This is a genomic window from Mesorhizobium sp. M7A.F.Ca.US.010.02.1.1 (assembly GCF_004023085.1).
GTDB lineage: Bacteria > Pseudomonadota > Alphaproteobacteria > Rhizobiales > Rhizobiaceae > Mesorhizobium.
Genome location: NZ_RZRV01000042.1, coordinates 21,171 through 34,117, shown reverse-complemented (window position 1 = coordinate 34,117; position 12,947 = coordinate 21,171). Strand labels below are relative to the sequence as shown.

At 64.7% G+C, this 12,947-nt stretch carries 9 protein-coding genes; 3 read left to right on the top strand and 6 right to left on the bottom strand.

Annotated elements, in window-relative coordinates:
- Positions 1–29: 29 nt before the first annotated feature.
- From EOA19_RS28990 to EOA19_RS28975, 4 genes are read right to left on the bottom strand one after another with little or no spacing between them, the layout of a single operon-like run.
- Positions 30–1,253 (bottom strand): GNAT family N-acetyltransferase, encoded by a 1,224-nt coding sequence (locus EOA19_RS28990; RefSeq protein WP_128305558.1) that lies wholly within the window; start codon positions 1,251–1,253, stop codon positions 30–32.
- A 12-nt stretch (positions 1,254–1,265) separates the two neighbouring features.
- Positions 1,266–2,495 carry a GNAT family N-acetyltransferase gene (locus EOA19_RS28985; protein WP_128305557.1) on the bottom strand — a complete coding sequence of 410 codons (1,230 nt, stop codon included), beginning with the start codon at positions 2,493–2,495 and terminating at the stop codon, positions 1,266–1,268.
- 8 nt (positions 2,496–2,503) lie between these two features.
- Positions 2,504–3,811, bottom strand: coding sequence for a hypothetical protein (locus EOA19_RS28980; protein ID WP_128305556.1), 1,308 nt, complete (start codon positions 3,809–3,811; stop codon positions 2,504–2,506).
- Entirely contained in the window at positions 3,808–4,977 is a 1,170-nt protein-coding gene (locus tag EOA19_RS28975) for a glycosyltransferase (protein ID WP_128305555.1), read from the bottom strand. Before EOA19_RS28975 ends, EOA19_RS28980 begins: the two co-directional genes overlap by 4 nt.
- A 355-nt stretch (positions 4,978–5,332) precedes the next feature.
- Between EOA19_RS28975 and EOA19_RS28970 the strand changes: the two genes are divergently transcribed.
- Positions 5,333–6,502, top strand: coding sequence for a DUF1972 domain-containing protein (locus tag EOA19_RS28970; RefSeq protein ID WP_164893068.1), 1,170 nt, complete (start codon positions 5,333–5,335; stop codon positions 6,500–6,502).
- Positions 6,499–7,761 (top strand): cellulase family glycosylhydrolase, encoded by a 1,263-nt coding sequence (locus EOA19_RS28965; RefSeq protein ID WP_128305553.1) that lies wholly within the window; start codon positions 6,499–6,501, stop codon positions 7,759–7,761. The genes EOA19_RS28970 and EOA19_RS28965 overlap by 4 nt, the downstream gene beginning before the upstream one ends.
- Here the strand turns inward: EOA19_RS28965 and EOA19_RS28960 are convergent.
- The gene (locus tag EOA19_RS28960) at positions 7,724–9,055 is read right to left on the bottom strand and encodes a VpsF family polysaccharide biosynthesis protein (protein WP_128305552.1); all 1,332 of its coding nucleotides are present in this window, start codon (positions 9,053–9,055) and stop codon (positions 7,724–7,726) included. The genes EOA19_RS28965 and EOA19_RS28960 overlap by 38 nt on opposite strands.
- A 1-nt stretch (position 9,056) precedes the next feature.
- The gene (locus tag EOA19_RS28955) at positions 9,057–11,156 is read right to left on the bottom strand and encodes an exopolysaccharide transport family protein (protein WP_031213619.1); all 2,100 of its coding nucleotides are present in this window, start codon (positions 11,154–11,156) and stop codon (positions 9,057–9,059) included.
- Between the two features lie 250 nt (positions 11,157–11,406).
- On the opposite strand from EOA19_RS28955, the gene EOA19_RS28950 reads away from it, so the two are divergent.
- Positions 11,407–12,903, top strand: a complete 1,497-nt coding sequence (locus EOA19_RS28950; protein ID WP_128305551.1) for a formyl transferase — start codon at positions 11,407–11,409, stop codon at positions 12,901–12,903.
- Positions 12,904–12,947: the final 44 nt, after the last annotated feature.

The following is a 12,947-nucleotide window of genomic DNA, read 5'->3' as shown; positions in this document are numbered from 1 at the left end:
TTGCATCGGTCGTCGGCAAACGCTCGTACTCAGTCCTTCAATCGCCGCAAGCGGCGCGTCAGGCCCTGGACGGCCTTGAGCAGCCGGGGACGCGACCGCGTCATGCCTTCGACCCGGCTGCGCAGCAAAATGGCTGCGTTCGCAGCTCTGCCCCGCACCGTCACCGGTTCGCAGATCTCGGCCAGTACCGAGCTCGAGGCACCGATATGTCGCTTGTAGCCCTGGCCGCCGACCGACAGGTCGAAATAGTCGAAGCCCCGCTCGCATCCCCACATCATCAGCTTGCCCATCGTCGTCAGGCCGGGTGAGACATTGGCGACCGCATTCTGGTCGATGCCGAGCAGGAGGGCGTGAAGTGTGCCTTTTCTCACCAGCACATAGATGGAGGCAAGCCAGGCTTCACCGACGCGTAGTCCGAAGAGCCGCACCGATCCGTTGGACAGGCCTTGCAGCGCCGCGGCGCGGTAGAAATCGACGACCGGCGCCTGCGTCAGAAGGTCGAAACGTCCGAGCTCACGAAAACGCTTGAGCCGCAGTTCCAGCAGTGCATCCAGGAGCTCCTCGGTCAGGTCAGGCGTATCGGCCTCGACCAAAGCGAGGCCACCAAGCTGTTCGAAGCCGCGGCAATGCTTGCGGAAGGCCTTGGCGAAGGACGGCTTGCAGATTCGCTTGATGAGCGTCTCCGGATCGCCATGCAGGACGAGGCCGGAGGTGACCTGGATGGAGTCGCGCGCCACCGAAAGCAATGCCAGCGGATTGGCCACGCCGTGGACCTGCTGCGGAATTCCCGCGATATGGATGCGATCCGCCGATGGCAGCACGGCACGGACCGCTGCCCACATGGCGTCGGCACTCTGCCTGGTCCACGCTCTCCCATCCGCCAGCAGCGGCACCGCGTAGTCGCACACGCGGCAGCTCAGCCATTCGATCACGTGGTGGCCGAGAGCCCGGCGCCGCATCAGCGGCAGCAGCATGGCCGGCGCGCCGGTCACGTCGTCACTCACCTCGACGAGGACCAGATCCGCGTCTTTGGGCATCAGCCGTGCGGCGATTCCTTCGACCCAGGCATAATGCTGGTGGGCAGTGCAGACGCCGTGAGCTTCAAGGAGCAGCCATAGCAGCCTTACGGTGTCGAAGCTGGTGTGCAGCCGAGCCGTGAAGTGCGCGGTTGCATCAACGTTGGCGACAGTCGGGGAAAATGGCCCACCGGGCAAATCCCTTATCGGAGTCGTTCCCGCCGCGTAGCTTGCCACATGCTTCTCCCGTCATTCTGATCCCCCACGCAGGCGCCGCAAACCCCGCATCAGTCCCTGGAGCCTCTTCAGCAGCCGAGGTTTGGAGCGCACGAACACCTCGGCCCGGTTGCGGATCTCGATGGCTGCGCTCACGGCGCTGCCTCGCACCGTAATCCCGTGGCAAAGCTCGCGCAGGCCCGAACCCAAGGCACCCATATGTTCCTTATAACTCTGGTTGCCTACCGACAGGTCGAAATAATTGAAATCGCGCCCGCGCGCCCAGCTCATCAACTTGCCCATGATCAGAAGTCCCGGCGAGACATTGGGCACCGCGCCCTGATCGATTGAGATCAGCAGAGCATGAACGGTGACTTGATGGATCAGCAGGTATTGGACCGCGATCAGAGCTTCACCAACACGCAACCCGAAGAGCCGCACCGACCCATCAGACAGGCCCTCGAGAGCGGCGTTTCGATAGAAGTCGACAACCGTCGCCTGCGTCAGCAGGTCGAAGCGGCCCAGTTCGCGAAAGCGGCTGAGCCGCATCCGGACGAGGCCGCCGAAGATGACCTCCACCAGGGCCGGTGTGTCGGCTTCGACCAGTTCCACGTCGCCAAGCCGTTCGAGGCGGCGCCAGTCCTTGTTGAAGGCCTTGACGAAGGATGGCCGGCATAGGCGCTTGAGGACGGTTTCCGGGTCGCCGTCGATGGCGAGACCGAAGCTGGTATGCAGGGAATCGCGCGTGGCCGCGAGCAAGGCCAGCGGATTGGCGACGCCGCTGATCGATTGCGGAATTCCCGTGATCTGGATGCGGTCCGCCGGCGGCAGCACGGAACGCACCGCGGCCCACGCGGCCTGCGCCGATTGCGTCGTCCACGGGCTGGCATCGGCCAGCAGCGGTGCCGAATAGTCGCAAACGCCACAGCTCAGCCATTCGATCACCCGATGGCGGAAGGCCGGTCGCCGTATCAGCGGCACCAGCATTCGCGGCGCACCCGTGACGGCATCGTTTACCTCCACGATGAGCAGTTCCGCACCTTGCGGCATCAGCCGCGCAACGATCCCCTCGGCCCAGGCATAATTCTGGTGGGCGGTGCACACACCGTCCGTCTGGAGGCGCAGCCAGAGCGGCCTCACCGCTTCCAGGCTGGTGTGGAGCCGCGCCGTGTAGGCATCGATGGCGACGACGGTGGCCGGATGGGAGGACTGGCCATCGGGCGAGCCGGCCACCGCAGCAATTTGCACCGCCTGGACTGCCATGTTTTTTCCTATCGCTTTGCCGTAGCGAACGGCAGCGTGCGCCGCCACGCGCCCAACCGGCTGTCGCGCGCCTCATCGGGATGCTCGATATTCCACATGCGGTGATGCGCGAAATACCACGATGCCACGAGCACGAACATCTCCGAGACGGCGGAACCCAACAACGCCCACGGCGGAGACGCGATTGCCAGCAGGGCCGCGATCAGCGCCAGGCCGACGACCGCGCCGCCCGTGGTGATGAACGCGACGATCCGAAAATCGCCGAGTATTTCAAGCACGATGCGGGGCATGATATAGAGCATGATAGGGACAAAATTTGCGATCACGAAAAGTCCGATGAACCAGGTCGAAGCGTCTTGGAGAGCCTGGGATTTTATCATCGGCAGGACGAACATGATCGCACATCCATAAGCAAGGCCGCCGAGCCCCATGACGAGCGCCCAGATCTTGGCCTGCGTCCAGACACGGCCTGTTTCATTGTTCCGTATCAGCCTGGCGAGATCCGGCTGCGTCATGTTGACGAACGCAAGGCTGATGATGCGCAGCGGAGCAAACAGCACCAGAACCGCCGCCAGAGGTGCGTAGGCGGCAGGACCGGCAATGCCGGCGACCAGCAGCGCCAGACATTGACCCTGGATGTTGGTGGTGGTCGCGCTGAATGCCGACCAGCGCAGCTGGGGCCAGAGTCTGACATAGCGTCGCCGCGTCGGCATGCGGAAGCTGATGCGAAGCGAGCGCCGAGCCAGCCGGACCAGGACGAAAATGCCGAACACATTTGCCGCGGCTAGTGCATAGAACACGGTCTGCAGCGGGTCTTGGACCAACCATATCGACAGCCCGGTCAGGACACAGCCGGCGACTGTAAAAGCGCCATCGCTGACGGAGACGACAACTTGCTGGCGCCGTGCGAAGAAAGCCGTGCGCATATGGCTGCGCAACGACCAGGCACCGACGAAGCAGCCGGCGGCAATTCCGCTTGGATCGCCAAGAACATGCATCAGGACTGCCGTGCCGACGGCCATCAGCAAAGCCACGATCAGCGCCGCCGTTCCGAACGCCACGTCATAGGTGTCGACGCCGGCGCTGTTGGTGCTCTTGCTCATCCAGATGCTGGCGGGAACGGCGGTGAGCGACCTGATATAGGACAGGCCGACACCGCCCATCACCATGCCGATGGCGAAGAGGCCGTAGCCCTGCGCCGACAGCATGTGCAACAGCATGATGTTGAGGGCAAAATGAAAGCCGCTCTGCATCGCCTCACCGCCGATCATCAGCACGAGGCGTCGAACCAGATGGCTCGGAAACGCTAACTTCACGGCCGCGTCTCCGCTTCGCGGGCAGCAGGCACCCTGCCCGGCCGCGCGATGGTCGTCTTCAGCTTGTCGGCGGCGATCGCGGTGATCGCCGCAGCCGCGACCGGCTCGCTGAAGATTGCCTCGTAGCGCGCGCGCCCGGCAGCGACAAACCCGCGCCAGGCCTCAGGGGCGAGGATGATCTCCTGCAATTTCGCGCCAAGAGCTGCTGCGTCGCCGGGCGGAACATGCCAGCCGGTCTCCCCGTCGCTGACCACTTCCACCAGCCCGCCGATCGCCGACACAAGTGGCGGCCGGCCGTAAGCCATCGCCTCTATGGCGACGCGGCCCAGCGATTCCGGACGCCGCGACGGCACGGTGACGATATCGGCCCATCGATAATGCTCAGAGGGGTCGGGAATGAAAGGCAGGACTCTGACGCGCCCAGTAAGCCCCATGGTTTCGACCAGTTCGGCAAGCGCATGCTCGCGCTCAGTGCTTTCGAAGGCGCCGCCGACCAGCCGCACCTCGATCCTCGCCTGGAGTTCCGCCGGCATCGAGGCGATCGCCTCCAGCAGGATTTCCTGCCCCTTGATCCGGTTGATACGGCCAAGCAGCAGCACCCGCAATGGACGCTTGCCGTCATATGTCATCGGTTCGACCGCCGCCGGCCCGGCAACACCGTTGTAGACGACATACGCACGCGCCGCCTTGGGATCACCAAACGCGGCGCGTGTCGCGTGTGAATTGAAGATCAGATCCGCGTGGCTCCAGCGCATCAGGCCGACAAGTACCCTGCGCATGGCGCCTTCGGGGATTTCGTGGATGTGCAGGACGGCCTTATGGGGAAGAAGGCGTGCGGCCAGCGCGTAGTCGGCCACGATCGAGGTGTTGACATAGACGAGGTCGCAATGCTTGAGGCGCCGCCACGCCCTGAACACGGCAACCGGCAATCGCGCCATCTCGACGGTCGCAAGGCGCGCAATGGCCTGGCGCCTCAGCACCCAGAGCGGTTCGAAGACGATCCGGCTGGCATGCGCTTCCAGAATCCGCACGATCGGCCCGCTACGCGGCAAAACCACTTCGATGTCGGCCGACGGAAACGCGGCGCGCAACGCGGCAACGCTCTCCGCGAAGCTGCGGTCAGAACCATAGAGTTCATAACCCTGATGAACGCAGGCAATCCGCATCTTTATATCCCGCCGGGTGCTACAACCATCGCGCTGGGCGATTGTGGCAGAAGCCCGTCCGCAAGAATCATGCCTGGTTCGAAACGTCCGACTATCGGTTGATATATCCGACTATCGGTTCGATACGCCCGACTGCCGGCCGTACGCCCCAGGCATTGCTTCGTTTCGATACAGCTACGCACAGAAGGGTTGACCGAGAATGAAACAACCATCGGCTTCAACACCGTTTTTTTACAACCCCGCGCGATGATCCCTCGCAAGATACTGAAATCGGGAGGTGGCACGGAAGTTGCCATCTGCTCATTATAAATTAAGCAATATCTAATATATGAGACATGTGAAAGTGCCGCCGGCCATGAAACCAGAAACGCCCGCCATTCTGATCCTGGGGACCCGCGGCATACCCGCGGCCCATGGCGGCTTTGAAACCTTTGCCGAAAAACTGGCGCTGTTTCTTGTCGGGCGCGGTTGGAAAGTTGGCGTCTATTGCCAAGATGAGGTCGAGCGGATCGACCAGAGGGTGCGCAGCGAAACCTGGCGCGGCATCGAGCTCATTCACATCCAGGTCGCCTCCAAGGGACCGCGCGCGACGCTGGAATTCGACTGGCAATGCGCCCGCAACGCCGCCCGGCAACCGGGTGTTTGCCTGGTGCTCGGCTACAATGGCGCGGTCTTCCTGACCTGGCTCAGGCTGAAACGACGCAAGATCTTCACCAACATGGACGGCATCGAGTGGCGCCGCCCAAAATGGGGAATGGCGGCGCGAACCTGGTTCTGGCTCAACGAATGGATCGGCGCATGGGCCTCGCATCGGCTGGTCGCCGATCATCCCGCCATCGCAGATCACCTGGCGACACGCCGGCCGCGCAGCGCCATCGCCACCATCGCCTATGGCGCCGATCCGGTGACATCAGCGCCCGAGGCGCCGGTCCGGGCGCTCGGCCTCGAGCCCGGGCGCTATCTGGTCTCGATCGCCCGCATCGAACCCGACAACAACATCCTGCCGATCGTCGAAGCTTTTTGCTCCGCCAAGCGCGACATGAAGCTGGTGGTGCTGGGAACGCTGTCCGACGACATCCCCTATCATGCCGCCATCCGCAAGGCGGCGAATGGCTCGGTGGTCCTGCCGGGCGCCATCTACGACCAGGCGACGGTCAAGGCGCTCAGATACCACGCCCGCGCCTATCTGCATGGCCACACGGTCGGCGGCACCAACCCCTCGCTGGTCGAGGCGCTGGCGGCCGGCAACATGGTGATCGCCCACGACAATCCCTACAACAGATGGACCGCCGGGGCTGCGGCGATCTACTTCACCGACAAGGACAGTTGCGCCAAGCGGATGCAGCAGGCGCTGGACGATGATGCCCTGGTCAAGGCCTGCGGCGTTGCCGCCAGGGCGCGCGCCCGCGAAGCCTTTCGCTGGGACGATGTCCTGCTTGCCTATGAAAATGAGGCCTATCATTTGCTCGGCATGACCGCCGCCAAGACCACCGCGATGGATCACGCATCGCCAGGAACCGTATGACAGGCTGGTCGCGCCGGCGGGTGCTGCGGACGGCGCTGTCCACCGCGGCGGCTCTCGGCTCGCTCCCGGTCGCACCAATCGCTCGCGCAGCCGCCGGGCCGCGATTTCGGCGCGGCGTCAACGCCTGGCCCTGGTTCTCGCTGACGCGCGAATTTCCCGCTCCGCGCACCGACTATGACTGGCCGCCCTTCCAGTCGCAACGGCCGGTGCCGACCCCGGACGACCTGCGTCGGCTGCGCAGGACCGGGCTCGATTTCATCCGTCTGCCTGTTGATCCCGGCCCTTTCCTGGCCGCCGACGCCGCCACGCGCGGCAAGTTGCTGGACATACTGGACGCGGCTGTCACGGCCACCCTCCACGCCGGTCTCGGCATCATCGTCAACATCCAGGCCAATGCCGCCACCCATTATTGGAACCCCGACCGCATGGTCTCCAGCACCGCGGCGCCCGCCTTCGATCTCTACCGCGGGCTGGTCGGCGAGCTTGCCGGCAGGCTGGCGCGGTTCCAGCCCGGCAGGGTGGCGCTCGAGCCGGTCAACGAGCCGGCGCAGGCCTGCGCGTCGAACGTCTGGTCGCAGATCCAGCTTTCACTTCTGACGGCGGCAAGAGCCTCGGCCGCGACCCTGCCGCTGGTCGTCACCGGCGGCTGCGGCTCGATGGTGAGCGGACTGAACGCGCTCGATCCGGCACCGCTGTCCCCGTTCGAGCCGATCCTGTTCACCTTCCACTTCTATGAGCCCTATCTGTTCAGCCATCAGGGCGCGCCCTGGATGCGCGAGCCCGTCTACCGGTCGCTCAACAATGTGCCGTGGCCGGCATCCGCCGGCTCGCTGGAGCAGACGCTGGCATCGGTCAGGGCGCGCATGGCGCAGGACACCGAAACCCCTGAAGACGCCAAGCAGGCAGCCTATGCCGAGACCGAGCGTGTGCTGAAAGTCTATTTCGACGCCCGGCCCGACCGCTGGTTTGTCGACAAATATCTTCGCCAGGTTCGCGACTGGGCCGACGGCCACGGCCTTGCGCCGGAACGCATCATCATGGGCGAGTTCGGCGCGCTGCGCACCGACGCCCGCTATGTCGCCGCGCCCAACCCGGATCGCGGGCGCTACATCGCCGATGTCAGGCGGAGCGCCGAGGAACTCGGCTTCGCCTGGGCACTGTGGGATCTCTTCGACGGCATGGGCATGATGGACGATACCACCCGGGCGGTGGACCCTGATATCATCGCGGCGCTTGGCCTGACCATGCCGGTGGACTGACCGGTCTGAAAGCTGCCCGCGCCGGCCGGTAAAGCACCAATGCCAGCACCACGAACTTGGTCAGCAGCGTCGTCTTCGACGCGACGCTTTCCGAAGTGTTGATCAGGATGACCCAGCCCAGCATCGGCAGCCAGATGCCGGCATGGCAGCGGCGCGCCACCTCGAACAGGAACAGCACGAAGCCGAACGTCAGCAAAAGGGTGAAGAAGGCGCCCTGATAGAGGACCGTGCGGATGATCGGGTTCTCGATGCCCTGTTCGAGACCGTTGATGCGGCGCAGGCTGTCGATCAGCTCGACATCCGGCCCCACGATCAGATCGCGCAATTCCAGGTGCTTGAAAAGCTCGAACATCTCGACGCGGGCATTGGCGCTTCCGCTGTCCGACACGAAGCGCTCCAGCAGCGCGTCGAAAAAGCCATAATATGCCGCCACGATGATGACGACCGGCAGCAGCGCGGCAAGCATGAAGCCGAGTGCCGCACCCAAGAGATTGACGCGTCCCTGGCGCAATTTGGTGGTGCCCTGAAAAAGCAGGTAGCAGCCGCCCAGCACAACCGTCATCACCATCGCCGAACGGCCGCCGAACGCGACAAGTGCCGCGCATTGCAGACCGATCAACCCTATCCGCACAGGCGTCGACAGGGATCTGGCACCGGAGAGCAGCGCAAGCACGTAGATCGACGTCACCATGGCATTGGCGAGCGGATGCCCCTGCAGAGCGCTCGAGCGCAGATCGGTGGTAAACGCCACGCCGTCGAGGCGATAGGGAAAGATAAGCGTCTTGGTGGCGAACTCGAAAAGGGCAAGCAGCGCATTCGCCGTCATGACAACGTGAACGACGGTCTGCAGCCCGGCGAATGTCCGTTCGTCGTCCTCGCTGAGCATCAGCACCAGAAGTGCCGCGGCCACGAACGTATCGATCATGCCAGCCATGCCGGGCCGCTGCCTGGCGATGACGACGAACAAAAGCACGATTGATATGGCGGCCATCAGTGCGCTGGCCGGCCGCCTGTCGGCGAGATGGACGATATGGCCCACCGGATTGCCTGATGCGCAGGAACGCCAGGCAAACAGGAGGACGATGAGATAGGTGGACGGGTGGATCTTGGTCGCCGGGTTGCCGAACAGGCCATCATAATTGTAGCCGACCAGCCACAGCATGCCGCCCGAGATGCTGAACAGCACCGCTACCGCCGCGATCAGTCCGAAGCGCGTCAGCGCATCGAGCGACGTGCCGGCGCGGGGTGCGGCAACACCATGGTTCGAAGCGCTTGCGCTCCAACTGGCAGCCATATCAGGCGGCCTCGTCGACCAGCAAGGCGGCCGTTGGCAACCGCCCCATGACGGAAACCGCCTGCGCGGTCGTCGTGACGTCGCGCATCGGGGTGGCGTTCAGCGTGGCGACGAGCACGATCTCGTCGGCCATGGCGACCAGCGGCGAGGCATTGAGATTGTCGGCCAGCGCGCCGCCGTCGATGACGACGAGTTCGAAGCTCCGGCTGGCCCGCGCCAGCATCTGCTGCGCAAAATAGATGCCATGCGCTTCCTGGAAGACCGCCTTTGAGCGGCCCCTGCCCAGCACGGCAACGTTGCTGCCGGCTGCGTAATGGCTGACGGCCTCGAAGGCGTACTCGCCGCGCAGCACATCGAGGACTCCCGGCTGCGGATCCTTCTGGTCGCCGCCGGCATTGGCATCGATGAACAGCACACGGCTGCCCCTGGATGCCGCGGCATCGGCCAGCAGCCGCGCCACCCGGCTGCGCTGCGCGCCCTCGCCCGGCGACGATGTCACCAGGATGGAAGGCACCAGCGGCCAGTCCGCCGGACGCTGGCCCGAACTGAACATGCGCCTCAGTGCAAGGCCGACGACGGCGTCGGTCTTCTGGCTGGAGGCGACGGCGCGCGCCCCGCCGAAAGGCCACCAGCGCCGGCCAGTGCCCGACTTTGCCGGCACCACGCCCAGCACCGGCGCGTCGATGGCCGACTGCATCTGCGCGCTGGAAAGCACCGTCGGCGAGGAATATTCGGCGATCAACGCCAGACCGGTGCCGAGCCCGAGGCCGCCGAATATCGCGCCCAGCAACAGCAGCGGCAAAGGCGGCCAGCTCTTCTTCAAGGCGGGCATGGCGTTGGAGATGATGCGCGCATTGGTGCTGTCGACATTGATCTGCTCGCGCGTCTCCTGGGCACGCTGGAGATAGTTCGAGTAGACGGAACGCAGCGCCTCGAGATCGCGCTGCAATTCGCGCAGCCGCACCGAGGCCTGGTCGGTGTCGAGCGACTTGCTCTTCATGCCGGCGACCTTGGCTTCCAGCGCCTGCTGGTTGGCCAGCGCCCGTTCGTAGTCCGTCTCGGTGGCGGTGGCGATGCGGCCGAGTTCGCGCGCGATCAGCTGGCGCGTGTCGCGCAGCTGCTGCTGGGCGGCGATCAGCGAAGGATGACGAGGCCCCAGCTCCGTGCCGAGCTGCGAGACCTGGTCGACCAGCGTCGCCTCTTGCGCCCGCAGGCTCGAGATCACCGCCGAGCGCATCGCTTCCGAGGTTGCGTCCGCCGTGCCGCTCTGGCGGCGCATCTGGTCGACCTGCGCCTTCAGCGCCGCGGTGCGGCTCTGCGCCGCCGCAAGCTGCGTGTTGATCTCGGTCAGTTCCTGGTCGCTGACCAGATTGCCTGCCGCCATCACCATGTTGTTGGCGGACTTGTAGGCCTCGACGGCATTCTCGGCCTGCTGGACACGCTTGCGCTGCTCGTCCAGCCGGGCGGTGATCGACTCGGAGGCGTCCCTGGCCATTTTCGCGCGCGCGCTCGCCTGGTCGACCAGGTAGGCCTGCGCGATGGCGTTGGCCAGGAGGGCGGCCTTGTCGGCGCTCTTGGCGGTGACGATGACGTCGAGGACCAGGACCTTGTCGGCCCGCTTCACCGCCAGGCGCCGGCGCAACGCGTCGAGTGTCTGCACCGACCTGTCGCCTTCGGCCGATGCCGAACCGAGCAGGCGCGACAGCAAGCCCTGCCCGTTGAATTCCGGATCCTGCGTCAGGTTTGTCGCCGCGATCGCCCGCATCAGCACGCCTGTCGACTGGACCACGCTGACCTGGCTCTCGACCTGCGTGATGCCGCCATCGGGTGAGATACGGCTGGGATTGACGTCGTTGGTGACCACCTGCAGATCCTGCGGATCGATCAGGATTTCCGCCGCCGAGCTGTAGAGCGCAGGTGTGAAAAGGCCGTAGAGCAGGGCGACCAGCGTCAGCAGTGCAACGGTACCGAAGATCCAGAACCGGCGGCGCACCAGGATGCGCTTCAGGTCGCCCAGTTCGACAGTCGAAGCTGCGTATGATCCCGCGCGTGCCGCATCCGGAGAGTGTTGCTGAGGAACCATGGGCAGGGATGATTGCATGGCTGCCTCCGACAATACTCCATATGCCGGCAAGATCAGTTTGCGGCGATAACCTAGCTATTCCTCCAACTGTTAAAACATTGTTAATTATGTTGAGAGGTGACGTGAATTTTGGCACGCGGTTTGCTTAAAAATATACATATCGAGGTGTTGGCTACGCAGCGTAGCGGAGACGGATGCAGATGGGGTTACAATTTGACCGGACCGGCCTGGCCGGCAAGGCCGGGCACCGCCTTTTCGGACCTCCACCATGCAGATAAGTCTACGCCTGGACGGCGACTGCGTCCGCGCCTTTCATCTCACGCTGCTGGAGCGCCTTGCCGCGCTCGGCGACGTCGAACTGTCCGTCGATGTCAGGCCCGCGGGCGGCGGCATTCCGCGCAGCGCCGCGGCCCTGTTTCAACTCGAAACGGCGATACACGGACTGGCCCATGATGGACTAGCCAAGCGTGTGCCGCTTTCGGCGCTCGCGCCCTATCGGCGGTCCCCCGCTTCGCCCGACCTGGTCGTCGATCTCTGCGGCGATGTCAGGCTGGAAAGCACACGGGTCTGGCGCGTCACCTATGACGGCGCCAGCGGGGAAGCGGCCTTGCTGGCCCTGATCCTCGCCGGCCGCACGCCGCTTGCCCGCATCGAGGAGAACGGCGTTGCGATCGCCGCCGGGCGTCTGGGCACAGAATATGGCGGCATCGCGCTGGCGTCCTTCCAGGATATGCTGGCGCGCACAGCAAGCCTGATCGTCGCTGCCATGTCAGGCGCGGCAAAGTCGGTGCCCGATCTGCCAGAGCCGGCGCAGGCAGGCAGCCCGCCGCCAATGCCCTCGGCCGGCAAGCTTGGGGTCAGAGCCGGCAAGACGCTGGCGCGGCGGATCGTCCAGAAGATCTATCACCTTTGCTACAACGCGCCGCATTGGAAGGTCGGCTGGCGGCAAACCGGGGGCCGCGATCTTTTCGACCTGCGTGCGCATCCGGCGTCGGGATGGCAAGAGCTGCCGGACGATGGCAGCCGCTTCTACGCCGATCCGTTTCCCATCCTCTACCAGGGCCAGCTGACCCTGTTCGTCGAGGACTATATTCACCGGCTCGGCAAGGCCATCATCTCCGCCGTGCCCTTCGGCCCGGCAGGCCCGCTCGGACGACCTGAACCGGTGCTGGATCTGCCCTACCATCTCTCCTACCCCTTCGTCTTCGAGCGCGACGGCGAGGTCTGGATGGTGCCGGAAAGCTGCGCCAACGGCACCGTCGATCTCTACCGGGCCACCGCCTTCCCCGGTGGATGGGTCAAGGAGGCGACGCTTCTGTCCGGTGTCGTGGCCAGCGACGCCACGCTTGTCGAGCATGGCGGCGCCTGGTGGCTGTTCGCCACCGTCCGCGACGGCGGCGGCGCCTTCTCCGACGCGCTGCATCTGTGGTCGGCGCCGGATTTTCGCGGCCCCTGGACGCCGCACCCCAAAAATCCCGTGCTGATCGACATCGCCTCGGCGCGGCCGGCCGGCCGCATGGTCAGGCGCGGCAACGACCTGCTGCGCCCGGTTCAGGACTGCCGCAGGAGCTATGGCGCGGCGCTTGGCATCGCACGCATTTCTCACCTTGATTTGATCGGCATGGAGCAGGTCGTTGAAACCATCTTGCATCCAGGTGCGCTATGGAGTGGGCGTAAACTTCACACGCTCAACGAGGCTGGCGGCTTTGAGTTCATCGATGGCTCGGCGATCGCACCGCGCTGGAAGCAGCGGGCCCGCGATTAACCTAAACATTGGTTACTACCAGGCACGCGCTCCGGTTGCTTGCG

Excerpts from the sequence above, each read along its gene's own strand:
- EOA19_RS28970 (WP_164893068.1), top strand. The coding sequence starts at position 5,333 with ATGAAACCAGAAACGCCCGCCATTCTGATCCTGGGGACCCGCGGCATA.
- EOA19_RS28950 (WP_128305551.1), top strand. The coding sequence starts at position 11,407 with ATGCAGATAAGTCTACGCCTGGACGGCGACTGCGTCCGCGCCTTTCAT.
- EOA19_RS28960 (WP_128305552.1), bottom strand. The coding sequence starts at position 9,055 with ATGGCTGCCAGTTGGAGCGCAAGCGCTTCGAACCATGGTGTTGCCGCA.
- EOA19_RS28965 (WP_128305553.1), top strand. The coding sequence starts at position 6,499 with ATGACAGGCTGGTCGCGCCGGCGGGTGCTGCGGACGGCGCTGTCCACC.
- EOA19_RS28975 (WP_128305555.1), bottom strand. The coding sequence starts at position 4,977 with ATGCGGATTGCCTGCGTTCATCAGGGTTATGAACTCTATGGTTCTGAC.
- EOA19_RS28985 (WP_128305557.1), bottom strand. The coding sequence starts at position 2,495 with ATGGCAGTCCAGGCGGTGCAAATTGCTGCGGTGGCCGGCTCGCCCGAT.
- EOA19_RS28955 (WP_031213619.1), bottom strand. The coding sequence starts at position 11,156 with ATGCAATCATCCCTGCCCATGGTTCCTCAGCAACACTCTCCGGATGCG.